Below are 12,183 nucleotides of genomic sequence, written 5' to 3' on the forward strand. Positions count from 1 at the left end.
ATCCACACCGAACAGTTACGGAAACGTGCCACCCCGTCCAGACAATTTCCTGGTGGAATGAAAGGGCGAGTAGGATACCCGAAGCACGACCCCGTAAGTACCGCAGGCGCGACTGCAAGGAGCACCGAGAGGCGCAGTGTGGCGCGCGCGAGGGTAGCACACGAGGGCTTTCGAAGACAACGTAACTGCGGGAACTGATTCGTCTCGTTGATGTCGAGAGAGGGCTTTCTGGGACTCCGACTCTCTAGTGGCTGAGTCGAAGAGTAAGGTCGCTTACGAAACGTGTCCCACCCCCACCTGGCCGATTCACGAACCATTACGTTCCACGACACGAACCTCGACCCATGAGCAACGATACCCCCGACTACCGGAAACAGGTCGTGGATGCCTATCCCGAACTGCAATCTATCGAGAGCGACGAACTGCGCGAACAGGTCATCGAGGCGTGGGTGTTGGGCCTCGAACGAGGCGGCTGGCAGGACGTCGACGATATCCCGTACGCCTGGAACATCCACGAGGTGACGAACGTCGAGCACGTTCGCGGGGTGACGCGGATCGCCATGCGGGCCGCCGAAGAACAGCGGGAGTTCCACGGCGCAGACCCCGACGAGGACGTGATCATCGCGGCCTGCCTGCTCCACGACGTGGGGAAGTGCTACGAGTACGTCGATTTCGTGGATGACGAAACACTGCTCGACCCCGACCCGACCTACGCCACCGAGGAGATTCCACACTCCATCTCGGGGTACGCGCTGGCCCACGAAGTCGGCTGTCCGCTCGCCGTCCAGCGTGCGATTCCCCACTTCCTCGGTGAGGTCCCGAAACGAACGCTGGAAGCCGAACTGGTCAAGAGCGCGAACTCGGCGAGTTCGAACGCCATCACCCAGTCCGCGATGGGAATCACGCTCAAAGAGTGGGTCGATACGTACAGCCAGACGACGGACTGAGCGAACCTGCACCGGGAGAAGCGGTAATCCCCGACAGGTTGGCCGTAAATTACAAGTGGGGGTGACGAAACTACAGTCGGAAAACTGTCAGTATCGGCTCAAAGACATTAAGGGTTTTTGATGACGAATTAGTTGAGGTGGGGGAACATGAAACGGCGACAATTCATCGCGGTGACGGGTCTCGCTGGTCTTGGGGGACTGAGCGGACTCGTGAGCGGTCAACAGCAGAATCCGTACTTACAAGCAGCGCGAAATATCGGCTTTACCGAGAACTGGCGACAACGACGCATCGCGAGCGCGAACGACTGGTCGATGGAGGCGCGCAGGGACGTCCCTGACAGAGAGCAGGACTCGTCGTTCACTGGAACACAGTCGTTCGCCACGGCACCGTGGGAGCCGCCGTCAGGCTGGCAGAACACCATCGCGGGCGACGTGGACACGCTCCAGATACTGAACCACGGCGCGGCCAACATGGAGTTCGACCCGGCGACGCTGGCCACGCACGAACTGTTCGAGGAGAAGACGGGCATCACCATCGAACCGCTGGAGATCGGCGTCGACCAGGCGAACCTGAAAGAACAGCAGTTCCTCAGCGCACAGGAGGGACAGCCACACGTGATGAACGTCGACGGCCCGCTGACGCCCGTGTTCGTCCAGCAGGGATTCCTGGAGATCGTCGATCCGCTGTACAACGGGGAGATGTGGGACGCCTACATCCCGGCACTGCGGAATCTGGTCGAGTGGGACATCAATCCCCAACTACAGGGCACCCACCAGTACGGGTTCCCGAACATCGCTGAGGCGACCGTCGGGAACCTTCGCCCAGACCTCGTCGAAGAGCAGGGCGTCGATCCATCGGGATTCAACGGCGAGTGGAACTGGGACTTACTGGAGGAGACGATGCAGGCGTTCGAGGGCACCGACACGTTCGGCTACGCATACTACGCGGGCAATCCAGTCTACCTGTTCTACTCGTTCCGACAACTGCTCTACCAGCAGGGCGGGCGGCTCGTCCAGGACAACGGGAACGTTCGCGTCGACACGCCAGCAGCACGGACGGTACTCCGAAAGATGGCTGAGTGGCGCGACAAGGGATGGGTTCCTGGCGACGTCATCTCGTACGGAGAGGGCGACCTCATCGACCTGTTCCTGGCGGGCAGGGTCGCGTACGTCGATGCGTTCAGCGACTTCGTCCCGCGCTCGCTCGCCGAGTTCGAAGCCGGGAACCAGTACCGCGCGATCTTACCGCCGGCGGCCAACACCGGCCCGAACCCGGAGCAAGCGTCACTCGTCGCTCCGAACACGACGGCCATCAATCCGTTCGCCGACCCCGCCCACAAAGTTGCGGGGCTACTGTACGGCGACCTTCGGTTGAGCTATCCGAGCCAGTGGTGGGAGTTCACCTACGAGGGGAACATGTCGTTCATCGACCGAGTGTACGACGACGCGGCCGAGGCCGACTTCGTCCAGTTCAGCGACGTCCTCGGGAACGCCATCGACAGAGGGGTGCTGGAGCTGTTCCCACAGCAACAGGCAATCTTCCAGCAACTCACGACTCCTTTCCAGAGCGCGATCACCGGCGATATGAGTCCACAACAGGCGACCCAGCAGGGCCAGCAACTCATCGACAGCGTGCTCGGCCAGTAACCTGCTCGGGTTCCCGTCATGGCTACTGAAGAAGTGTACCAGCGTGTACCGGATTCGTTGTACGGGCGGCTGAAGCGGCGGCTCTCGACGTTCGTCAACGACCACGTGCGACTGATGCTGCTCGGCCCGGCGCTACTCGCGCTCGTCGTCATCTTCGTTTACCCGGTCGTGTTCCTCGTCTGGAGTTCGCTCCATCGAACGCTGGGGTTCGGCATCGGCACCGAGTTCGCGCCGACGGCCAACTATACGCGGATGTTCTCAGACCCGACGTTCTGGAACGCCGTCGAGAAGACCCTGATGTACTCGTTCGGGTCGCTGTTCGTGTCGATGGTGGCCGGTCTGGCGATCGCACTGGCACTCGACAAGGTGGTTCGGAGACGAGTACGAGACGTGTACACCACCCTACTGTTGCTGTCGTGGGCGGTGCCGCTATCCATCGTCGGTGTCACGTGGCGGTGGATGTTCAACGGCCAACTCGGCGTCGTGAACAAACTCCTCATCGACATCGGCCTCCTCCAGGGGACGTACTCGTGGCTCGGTAACCCGACCACGGCGATGGGCGTCGTGATACTGGCGGACTCGTGGTCGCGCATCCCGTTTGCGACCATCGTCATCCTCGCGGGCCTCCAGTCGATACCGCAGGAGATGTACGACGCTGCCAAGGTAGACGGGGCGACGACGTTCCAGACGTTCCGGCACGTGACGTTACCGTACCTGCGGCCATCGTTCTTCGTCGCCGGACTCATCACGTGGATGTTCGCCTTCCGGGCGTTCGCCATCCCGACCGCGACGACCGACGGCGGTCCTGCGGGCGCGACGGAGGTGCTCGCCATCTACATCCATCGGTTCGGTATCGCGCTGACTGACTACGGCTTCGCATCGGCGGTGTCGATGTTCCTCGTCGCGGTGACGCTCGTCGTCGCAGCAGTGTACGTGACGTTCATCCTCGAACAGATACGGGAGATAGAAGAATGAGCACGCGACTCGACACGGCGCGCTACCGCCGCCGACAGCGATTCTGGAACGCCCTCGAAAGTCCGTACGTCGTCCATCTGGTGTTGTTCCTGTCGGTGTTCTTCATCGTCTCGCCGCTCCTCTGGGAGTTGCTGACATCCCTGAAGACCAATCAGGCGGTATACGACCTCAACTACCTGCCTCGAAATCCGACGCTGGAGAGTTACTACATCGCACTGTTCGAGCGCGGGTTCTGGAAGGCGGTTCGCAACAGCATCATGATCTCGACCGCATCGACGGCGGTGGTGATGTTGCTCGGAACGCCAGCGGGCTACGTGTTCAGCCGATACCGGTTCCCGTTCGACAACGCGGTGTTCACGTTCGTCCTCTTCACCCGACTGTTCCCACCGATCGGGCTCGTGGTTCCGTACTACCGCATCATGAGTTCGACCGGACTGCTGAACTCCAAGCTGGGAATCGTCATCGCCAACGTATACCTCTGGCTTCCGCTGGTGGTCTACATCATGCGTAACTTCTTCATCACGATCCCACGAGAACTCGACGAGGCGGCGATGGTCGATGGCTGTACGAAGATTCAGGCATTCCGCCACGTCGTCTTCCCGGTCGTTCTACCAGGCTTCGCCGCAGGAACCATCCTCACCTTCCTCTACTCCTGGCGGGAGTTCCTGTTCGCGTTCACGGTGAGCACCGACCTCTCGTCGATGACCATCCCGGTCGCCACGTACCTCTTCGTCGGTGACACCTCGATCCAGTGGGCGTCGATGGCCGCGGCCGCAGTCGTGGCGACGATACCGTCAGCACTCGTGGTGTTCTTCTTCCAGCGATACATCGTGGTCGGACTCACGGGAGGGCTGAAGCGATGAGACAGAACAGAGCCACTGACAGCAGAAAATGAAAGATAATGAATGATGCCACAACCCGTCCGACGTCGGAGGATCGAATCGAGACAGACGTGAGCCTTCGACTCGACGACGTGACCAAGACGTTCGAGGAGAAGGGGGGAGAGGTGGTCGCGGTAGACCACGTCTCGATGGACATCTACGACGGGGAGTTCGTCGTTCTCGTCGGCCCGTCGGGGTGTGGGAAGACCACGACACTTCGGATGGTCGCCGGACTGGAAGCGCCGACTGAGGGCCGAATCGAGATAAACGGAGAGAACGTGGCCGGTCGAGACCCGCGCGAGCGCAACGTCGCCATGGTGTTCCAGAACTACGCTCTGTATCCACACAAGACGGTCAGGCAGAACCTCGCGTTCCCGCTGAAGATTCGGAAATATCCGGAAGAAGAACGCGAGCGCCGCGTTCGGGAGGTCAGCGAACTGCTCGGTATCCCGGAACTGCTCGACCGCAGGCCCGGTGACCTCTCTGGCGGGCAACAACAGCGAGTGTCGCTAGGACGGGCCATCATCCGCGACCCGGAGTTGTTCCTGTTCGACGAACCGCTCTCGAATCTCGACGCCAAACTACGCATCCAGATGCGAACAGAACTGAACAAACTTCACGACCGGGTCGGCAAGACCTCGGTGTACGTCACGCACGATCAGGAGGAGGCGATGACCCTCGGCGACCGTATCGCGGTCATGAACGACGGACAACTCCAGCAGTTCGACTCACCGCAGCGCGTGTACGACGAACCGACGAACCGGTTCGTCGCGGGATTCATCGGCGAGCCACCGATGAACTTCTTCGACGTCGAGTTCGTCGAACGAGACGGCGACCATCGACTCGTCTCCGACGCCTTCGAACTCACCATTCCCGAAGACGTGGCTTCGAAACTCGAACGCTGGGAGGGCGACCACGGGCGACTCGTATTCGGCGTCCGTCCCGAGAATCTCCACGACGCATCGTTGCTCGACACCGACGAGATCGACGCAGGAGGCGGAACCGACGCTGGTGCCACGTTCCAAGCCCACGTCAAGGTCGTCGAACCGATGGGGTCGAACGTCGACCTCACGCTCGCCCCGGACGCAGAATCACCGGAGGAAGAGGAGTTCACCGCTCGCGTCTCGAACGACACGGTCGCAGTGGCGGGCGACGATATCACGCTCGCGGTGGACGTCGTGGAGACCCACGTCTTCGACGGCCAGTCGGGGGAGAACCTCACGGTCTGAACGACTTCGACAGCATCGACACCATGCGAAAGACCATCATCAATCCGGCAGCAGGCGAACGAATCGGCTACACCGAGGGAACCGAAACGGAACCGGCGTACGCGGAGGGCGTCGTCGTCGAGACGCCTGAGTACAAGCGCGTGTTCTTGGCGGGCCTGACTGCCCGCGACCCAGAGCTAGGCATGGGAGACCAGACCCGCGACGTGTTGGAGCAAATCGAGGCCGACCTGAACGAGGTCGGTGGAACGATGGATGACGTCGTCCGCGTCCGGGTGTACGTCCCCGAACCGCATCTCACCGAGGAGAACTTTCAGGCGATCCACGACGCGAGAGGAGAGTTCTTCGACGCGGAACATTACCCCGCGAGCACGCTCGTCGAGGTGGCAGACCTCGTCCGCGAGGGAAAGCTGATCGAGATCGGTTCGGAGGCCATCGTCCCGAACGACGACTGGACCGTCGAAACCATCGAGCGCGACGACTGATCGGTCTGGTGATTCGGTTCGTTCAGCGTATCCAGACGAAGGGCTTTCTGGTCAGATATCTAGATCGCTATCTGCTGTTCTCTGTGACGCCCGGAACGTGCTCCTCTACCATCTTCGATTCTTTCTCGAATTCGGCAACTGAACGTCGTGCTCGAACGTTGCAGTAGGTTGTGCAGGAGGATTTCTGGATACATATTCAGATAGCTCTCCAGAAATATAGGTGGATTTCTCTCTGTGACGGCTTTTTTTGAATTCCTGTCTCTGCTAAACTTCTCCCAGTGAGAAACGTTTCTGATGAATCAACCGTAAACGGCTTAGTTCAGTTATCGAGGAAGAACGGGTAGTCGAGACTATGTAGAATCGATACTGAAAACCTCGATCTCATTCCCTTCGGTATCGATGAAATGGAAGGTTCGATACTCGCCGAACTCGAGTATCTCGTCGTGAACCATCTCCGGCGCGATCTTCTCGATTCTGTGATAGGCGTCCTTGACATCGTCCACCTCGAAATTGGGGACACAGTTGTTTCCGAATTCGATGTCGTACCCGTCGTATCCGGCGTTGTACAGGCCGAAATCGACGGTATCGAACGCAAACTTCGAGAACCGTTCTTCTTCCTGCTCGGGTTCCATCTCGAACAGTTCCCGGTAAAAATCCAGTGCTCGCGCCACGTCCTCGACACCGACATACACCGGGCTTATCTCCATCCTGCAGTCACCTCTTGCTGTATCATCGTTGACACCTGTTCCCCGATTCACGATGACTTCTTATAAACTTCTCGTGGCGAGAATGTTTACCCTTGCTAAATTTTTGCGGACTCCGACAGAGAGGGCCACTCTGAACACCTGTGAATCCGCCACCGAAAAACGGTTCGAAAGAGAAACCGGACTCTCAGACCTGCTCCAGTCCGTTCTCTTCCCGAAGCACGTTGATGTACTTCCGGAAACCACTCTCGAGATCGTACTGCGGTTCGTAGCCCAGTTCTTCCTGAATCGCGGTCATGTCGAGCTTCTGGGTCCACGGCAGTTCGCCCTCGTCGGACACTTCGAGGTCGGCATCGGGCATGATCTTCTCGACCGTCTCGGCGGCTTCTCGAATCGTCGCCACGGTGCCACGGACGTTGTAGACGCGCTGGTTGATGTGGTCCTCGTCGGCGAATGCCGCGAGTCGGAACGCCTGCGCGATGTCCTCGACGTGCTGCCAGTCGATGACCTGGTCGCCGTACTCGACGCTGAACGAGTCACCGAGCGCGGGCTTTTCGATGATGTTGGCGAGGAACGCCGACCCGCCCGTCTCGCGGTAGGGTCCGTAGGCGACGGTCGGGCGCAGGGCGACGTGGCTGATGTCGTGGTCTTCGAAGTACACCTTCGCCTGATGTTCGTTGAACTCCTTCGTCGCGCCGTAGAGCGTGTCGGGGTAGACGAGATCGTCTTCCGTGACCCACCCATCGTCGTAGTTCGCGGGCGGGGCGAACACCGCCGCGCTGGACGCCCACGCCACGCGCTCGACCTGATCCGAGAGCGTGCGTGCCGCCTCGAAGACGTTGTTCGTCCCTTGGATGTTCACGTCGATGGCGAGCCGTGGGTTCTCGCGCGCCGTGGTCGTGAGCAGGGCCGCGAGGTGGATGATTCGCGTCGCACCAGTCTCCCGCACCGCCCGGAACACGTCCGTCGGGTCGGTGAGGTCGCCCCGCCGCACCTCCACGTCGTCTGCGACGCCGAGTTTCTCCAAGATTCGCGTGTCGGTCGAGAGGTCGTAGGCGACCACGTCGTGTCCCTGTTCGACGAGGTCTTTTGCCGTGTACGACCCGATGAAGCCTGTCCCACCTGTGACGAGCACCGTCTCGCTTTGCGCCATGCGTTTGGAGTCTCGGAGTGGCGGGAAAAGGTTTTCTTCCCGTCGTTACGCCTTCTCTCCTGTCGAGCGCAATCGGGTGACCTCCTCCGACGCATAGATTTCCGCGAACCCATGATTCATCTTTCCGGTCGAACCAGTTCGAAGGGAACCATCTGTGAAGCGACCGTCACTCTTTCTCCCCAGTATCTCGCGGGAAACCGCACTCGTCGTCGGTCTTATCGGTGGTGCGGAGTTCGTCAACCACACGTATCTCGTCCTCTTTCCACCCATCCTCGAAATCCTCGCCACCGAGTTCGACGCGTCCCTCGCCATGCTCGGCGTCGCCATGGGCGTTCAGGGGTTCACGAACGCCCTCTTCCAGCTACCCTTCGGCTACCTCTCGGACAACTACGACCGCCGCATCGCCCTCGGACTCTCGCTCGCACTCAGTACGGGCAGCGTGTTTCTCGTCGCGTTCGCGCCGACGTTCGAAATCCTCCTCCTCGGGCAAGCCCTGCTTGGAATCGGTATCGCCGGTCACCACCCGACTCACTTCCCGTTGCTCGCCGACGCCACACCCGAACACCTTCGCGCCAGAGCGTTCAGCGTCCGGGGATTTCTCGGCAGTCTCGGCTTCGCCGCTCCACCTGTCTTCTTCGCGGCGACCCTTTCCTTTCCCGGCGTGACGTGGCGATACGCCGTCGCGCTCATCGGTCTCTTCGGAGCCATTTATGCGACGATCACGATGGCAGCGTTCCAACGATACGTCGGCTCAGGGGTGACCGCACCCGAACCGGAGCGGAAGGCTACCGACGAATCGATACCGTTCCGCGAGCGGGCACGCTGCGAACTCAGGGCCATCCTCGCTTCACCGTCCATCCTCGCGCTCGCCGTCCTCGCACTGGTGGCCTCGACCGCGAGCTGGGGACTCACGTCCTACGCGGTCGTCCTCCTCCGCGATGGCTACGGCCTCGCACTCGACGCCGCGAACCTGACCCTCTCGGCGATGTTCGTCGTCGGCGCGGTGATGGTGCTGGTCGGTGGCGACCTCTCGGATCGTTTCTCACCCGGCCCGCTCATCGTCGGGAGTTACACCGTCGTCGTCCTGTTCGTCGGCCTGCTCGCCACGCTCACGGTTCCGGCGGCGGTCGCGGTCAGCAGTTTGCTCGTCGTCGGTGGAATCCGGTCGCTCGCCGGCCCTGCTCGGTCGAAACTCGCCGACCGCCTCTCGACGCGGAGCGACCTCGGTCGCAATTTCGCGCTCATCACGGTCGGTACGATGACCGGGAGCGCACTCGCTCCCCCACTGTTCGGCGCGCTCATCTCGCGGGCCGGGTTACAGACCGCGTTCGCCCTCATCGCCGGAATCTCCGTCGTGGCGGTGCTGGTCACGGTGTTCGTACTCTACTGGCGCGACACGAGCGGTTCGGCGGCGGGAACGATGGAGGCGGAGTGACTCGGAGAAGTACTGAGACGACTGTGACTGCTCGCCCACGTGCTCCTCGCTGTCGATCCGGAACCGGCGTACATTCTTAAGTGATGGCGCAGTACCTCCAACTGATGGAGTTGAGCGAGGACAGGCTGACCGTCTCGAAGGAGCTAACAGAACTCGACCGAGACGTTATCGAGTTCATCGACGTTCTCGAAGACCGGGGTGTTTCGTACGTCATCGTCAGTGGCTATCTCGCTATCTTGACTGGGCGTTCTCGCTCGACTGAAGATATTGATATCATCATCGAGCCACTGTCCGAGGTGGAAACTGAACAACTGGCGATGACGCTGAAAGACAGTGGCTACTGGGGAATGGCGATGCCGCTCGACAGCATGTACGAGATGCTGCATGAGGGTGACCGAATTCGAATTGCAGAAGAAGACGAGATGATTCCGAATTTCGAGGTGTGGTTCGCTGACTCCCCTCTGGAGCGAAGCGTCCTCGAAGACCCGCTCGTTGCTGATCTCGATAGCAACTCTCTCCACGTTAGTCCCATCGAACTCCAAATCGCGTACAAACTTCACTTGGCACAGGGTGCCGATAGCGTCACCGGCAAGGATTTCGAGGATGCCCTCCATCTCTACGTGACGTTCGAGGAACGACTTAATATGGAGGAACTCGAACACCTCGTCAAAGAACTCGGTGTCCAGCGATACTATGATGAACTCCGAAATGCGTGAGAAAAACGCCGAAGAGCGCAGAGCGTTCATCAAGCAGTGGGCCAACTACGTCCGCACCCACGACGACGAAGAGTGGTCACGCCAGCAGAAGAAGGTCGTCGATTCTCAGCTCCAGTCCGCGAAGGAACTCGCGGAGAAAGGGGAGACTAGCCCTGCCGAATTCTACAGAAAGAAGGACAAAATCGCCCGGAAAAACGCTGACAACGCCGACTGAATCGTTTCGCCTATTCGTGTAGCCCACCGACTTCCGCGTAGAACGACGACTGCAACTGCTCGGCCATGTCCTCGTCGCGGTCGATTCGGGTGTCGATGACGAACGGCAGGTCGCTCGCTTTCCCCTCGCGGAGTGCCTCAGCCAGTTCGTCCGGCGTCGTCACTCGTACTCCCTCGGCTCCGAAGCCTTCGGCAACTTTCACGAAGTCGGTGTCGTGGAATTCAACGCCCGCGATGTCGCCGTCTTCCTCCTGCATCTGGCGCACCATGCCGAGGCTGGTGTCGTTCAGGACGACGAACGTCGGTGCGACGCCGTACTCGACGGCGACCTCGACGCTCGTCATCGTCATCGTGAATCCACCGTCTCCCGCGACGCTGATGACGTCCTTGTCGGTCGAGATGGCGGCACTGACGGCGGCGGGCGCAGACCAGCCCATTCCGCCGACGCCTCCGCTACCGAAGTACGTGCGGATGGCGGGCGTCTGCAGGTAGTTCAACAGCCAGAAGCGATTGTTGCCCGAGTCGGCCGTCACGATGGTGTCCTCGTTCACCATCGCCTCGATCTCCTTCACCGCGCGCTGGGGTTTGATCGGCGCGGCGTCACTCTCGCATTTCTCGGTGAAGAACGATTCTCGCGCCTCTTCGGCGCGTTCTCTCGCCCAGTCGTTGTCCGCGCTTCCGGCGTCCGCTAGAGCGCGAAGGCTCTCCTTTGCGTCCCCGATGAGTCCCACGTCGGCGGGGTACACCCACCCCGCGTTCCGGGTGTCGATGTCGGCATGGATGATCGTCTGCTCGTCCGGGCGAATGAACGACGGTGCTTGCCAGTTGGTGTCCATCGGGTTCATCCGACAACCGACGACGAGGAGCGTGTCTGCCTCGCTGACCACCTGATTCGCACCTTCGTGGCCGAACGAACCGATGACCCCCGCCGCGAAGCCGTGGGTTTCCGGAATCGTCGATTTGCCGAGGTAGGAGGTTGCAACTACCGCGTCGTACGCTTCGGCGACATCCTGAAGCTCGTCGTACGCCTGTGCCGCGTGAACGCCGTTTCCGGCGACGATGACCGGTCGTTCTGCCGACTCGAGGGCGTCTTTCGCCGCCGCCACGTCTCTGTCGGTCGGTTTCGACTCCCAGTTTCGCACTTGCTCTTCACTGTCCCAGACCGGTGGCGTCGGGTCGTCCGGTACCTCGTCGGTGATCGCACCGCCATCGAGGATGACGGCGGTCGGTCCCGAGCGACCCGCAGTCGCGTGCTTGAATGCTAGTTGGACGCTTCGTAGCGTTTCGGTCGGCGTTCGCGGGAACCAGTGTTCTTTCGTCACGCCGTCCAGAATCTTGGGAAGCGAGAGGCCGCCGTAATCCCCCCGAGACTGCTGATACGGGGCGAGCGTCGAGTAGTCGCCGCGTTCGCTCGCCTCCGTCAGGACGACCATCGGCGAGGAGGCGAGGCGGGCCTCCATCTGTCCGATGGTTCCGAGGCTTCCGATCCACGGCCCCTGTCCGGCGAGGACGGCAGGTTTCCCGTGGAGGCGGCCGTACATCTCCGCCATGACGCTTCCCTCGCGTTCGTCGCGCGGTCGGACGACGTCCACGTCCGACTCCGGGAGGTCGTCCAGCAACTCGATGACGCGGCCGCCGGGATAGCCGAACACGTACTCCACACCGAGCGATTCGAGAACCGAAACCAGTTCCTCGCTCGTGTTCGTCGTTCCCCCGTCGGTGTCGTCAACGCCTGTCATACTAGCCGAATCGACCCACTCTGCGCTCTTTGTTCTGTCGATTATCGAAGTCCGACTGACCA

12 protein-coding genes are annotated in these 12,183 nt (G+C 60.8%); 9 read left to right on the forward strand and 3 right to left on the reverse strand.

Annotation, left to right across the window (positions count from 1 at the left end; translation table 11 throughout):
* The first annotated feature begins 344 nt into the window (after nt 1-344).
* From ACR3FE_RS20430 to ACR3FE_RS20455, 6 genes are all read left to right on the forward strand, one after another.
* Nucleotides 345-947 (forward strand): HD domain-containing protein, encoded by a 603-nt coding sequence (locus ACR3FE_RS20430; protein ID WP_458209424.1) that lies wholly within the window; start codon nt 345-347, stop codon nt 945-947.
* Between the two features lie 147 nt (nt 948-1,094).
* Nucleotides 1,095-2,594, forward strand: coding sequence for an ABC transporter substrate-binding protein (locus ACR3FE_RS20435; RefSeq protein WP_458209425.1), 1,500 nt, complete (start codon nt 1,095-1,097; stop codon nt 2,592-2,594).
* Between the two features lie 18 nt (nt 2,595-2,612).
* Nucleotides 2,613-3,569, forward strand: coding sequence for a carbohydrate ABC transporter permease (locus ACR3FE_RS20440; protein WP_458209426.1), 957 nt, complete (start codon nt 2,613-2,615; stop codon nt 3,567-3,569).
* Nucleotides 3,566-4,432 carry a carbohydrate ABC transporter permease gene (locus tag ACR3FE_RS20445; RefSeq protein ID WP_458209427.1) on the forward strand — a complete coding sequence of 289 codons (867 nt, stop codon included), beginning with the start codon at nt 3,566-3,568 and terminating at the stop codon, nt 4,430-4,432. Before ACR3FE_RS20440 ends, ACR3FE_RS20445 begins: the two co-directional genes overlap by 4 nt.
* A gap of 38 nt (nt 4,433-4,470) precedes the next feature.
* Nucleotides 4,471-5,679, forward strand: a complete 1,209-nt coding sequence (locus ACR3FE_RS20450) for an ABC transporter ATP-binding protein (RefSeq protein ID WP_458209428.1) — start codon at nt 4,471-4,473, stop codon at nt 5,677-5,679.
* Between the two features lie 23 nt (nt 5,680-5,702).
* A complete protein-coding gene (locus ACR3FE_RS20455; protein WP_458209429.1) occupies nt 5,703-6,161 on the forward strand; it encodes a RidA family protein in 459 nt (152 codons plus the stop codon).
* Nucleotides 6,162-6,511: 350 nt separating this feature from the next.
* Here the strand turns inward: ACR3FE_RS20455 and ACR3FE_RS20460 are convergent, their stop codons facing one another.
* Both ACR3FE_RS20460 and ACR3FE_RS20465 read right to left on the reverse strand, forming a co-directional pair.
* Nucleotides 6,512-6,868 (reverse strand): VOC family protein, encoded by a 357-nt coding sequence (locus ACR3FE_RS20460; RefSeq protein WP_458209430.1) that lies wholly within the window; start codon nt 6,866-6,868, stop codon nt 6,512-6,514.
* A 184-nt stretch (nt 6,869-7,052) separates the two neighbouring features.
* Nucleotides 7,053-8,018, reverse strand: coding sequence for an NAD-dependent epimerase/dehydratase family protein (locus ACR3FE_RS20465; protein ID WP_458209431.1), 966 nt, complete (start codon nt 8,016-8,018; stop codon nt 7,053-7,055).
* 154 nt (nt 8,019-8,172) lie between these two features.
* Between ACR3FE_RS20465 and ACR3FE_RS20470 the strand changes: the two genes are divergently transcribed.
* The 3 genes from ACR3FE_RS20470 to ACR3FE_RS20480 all read left to right on the forward strand — a co-directional run bounded on the left by ACR3FE_RS20470 (nt 8,173) and on the right by ACR3FE_RS20480 (nt 10,383).
* Nucleotides 8,173-9,453 carry an MFS transporter gene (locus ACR3FE_RS20470; protein WP_458209432.1) on the forward strand — a complete coding sequence of 427 codons (1,281 nt, stop codon included), beginning with the start codon at nt 8,173-8,175 and terminating at the stop codon, nt 9,451-9,453.
* 83 nt (nt 9,454-9,536) lie between these two features.
* Nucleotides 9,537-10,169, forward strand: coding sequence for a hypothetical protein (locus ACR3FE_RS20475; protein ID WP_458209433.1), 633 nt, complete (start codon nt 9,537-9,539; stop codon nt 10,167-10,169).
* Nucleotides 10,147-10,383 carry a DUF8150 family protein gene (locus ACR3FE_RS20480; RefSeq protein WP_458209435.1) on the forward strand — a complete coding sequence of 79 codons (237 nt, stop codon included), beginning with the start codon at nt 10,147-10,149 and terminating at the stop codon, nt 10,381-10,383. The genes ACR3FE_RS20475 and ACR3FE_RS20480 overlap by 23 nt, the downstream gene beginning before the upstream one ends.
* A 10-nt stretch (nt 10,384-10,393) precedes the next feature.
* Here ACR3FE_RS20480 and ACR3FE_RS20485 read toward each other — a convergent pair whose 3' ends face one another.
* Nucleotides 10,394-12,121: a thiamine pyrophosphate-binding protein gene (locus tag ACR3FE_RS20485; protein WP_458209436.1), complete on the reverse strand. Its 1,728-nt coding sequence runs from the start codon at nt 12,119-12,121 to the stop codon at nt 10,394-10,396.
* Nucleotides 12,122-12,183: the final 62 nt, after the last annotated feature.

The sequence above is a fragment of the Haladaptatus rarus genome, assembly GCF_054177585.1.

Coding starts and splice junctions, on each gene's coding strand:
- ACR3FE_RS20430 (WP_458209424.1), top strand. CDS start 345: ATGAGCAACGATACCCCCGACTACCGGAAACAGGTCGTGGATGCCTAT.
- ACR3FE_RS20435 (WP_458209425.1), top strand. CDS start 1,095: ATGAAACGGCGACAATTCATCGCGGTGACGGGTCTCGCTGGTCTTGGG.
- ACR3FE_RS20440 (WP_458209426.1), top strand. CDS start 2,613: ATGGCTACTGAAGAAGTGTACCAGCGTGTACCGGATTCGTTGTACGGG.
- ACR3FE_RS20445 (WP_458209427.1), top strand. CDS start 3,566: ATGAGCACGCGACTCGACACGGCGCGCTACCGCCGCCGACAGCGATTC.
- ACR3FE_RS20450 (WP_458209428.1), top strand. CDS start 4,471: ATGAATGATGCCACAACCCGTCCGACGTCGGAGGATCGAATCGAGACA.
- ACR3FE_RS20455 (WP_458209429.1), top strand. CDS start 5,703: ATGCGAAAGACCATCATCAATCCGGCAGCAGGCGAACGAATCGGCTAC.
- ACR3FE_RS20460 (WP_458209430.1), bottom strand. CDS start 6,868: ATGGAGATAAGCCCGGTGTATGTCGGTGTCGAGGACGTGGCGCGAGCA.
- ACR3FE_RS20465 (WP_458209431.1), bottom strand. CDS start 8,018: ATGGCGCAAAGCGAGACGGTGCTCGTCACAGGTGGGACAGGCTTCATC.
- ACR3FE_RS20475 (WP_458209433.1), top strand. CDS start 9,537: ATGGCGCAGTACCTCCAACTGATGGAGTTGAGCGAGGACAGGCTGACC.
- ACR3FE_RS20480 (WP_458209435.1), top strand. CDS start 10,147: ATGATGAACTCCGAAATGCGTGAGAAAAACGCCGAAGAGCGCAGAGCG.
- ACR3FE_RS20485 (WP_458209436.1), bottom strand. CDS start 12,121: ATGACAGGCGTTGACGACACCGACGGGGGAACGACGAACACGAGCGAG.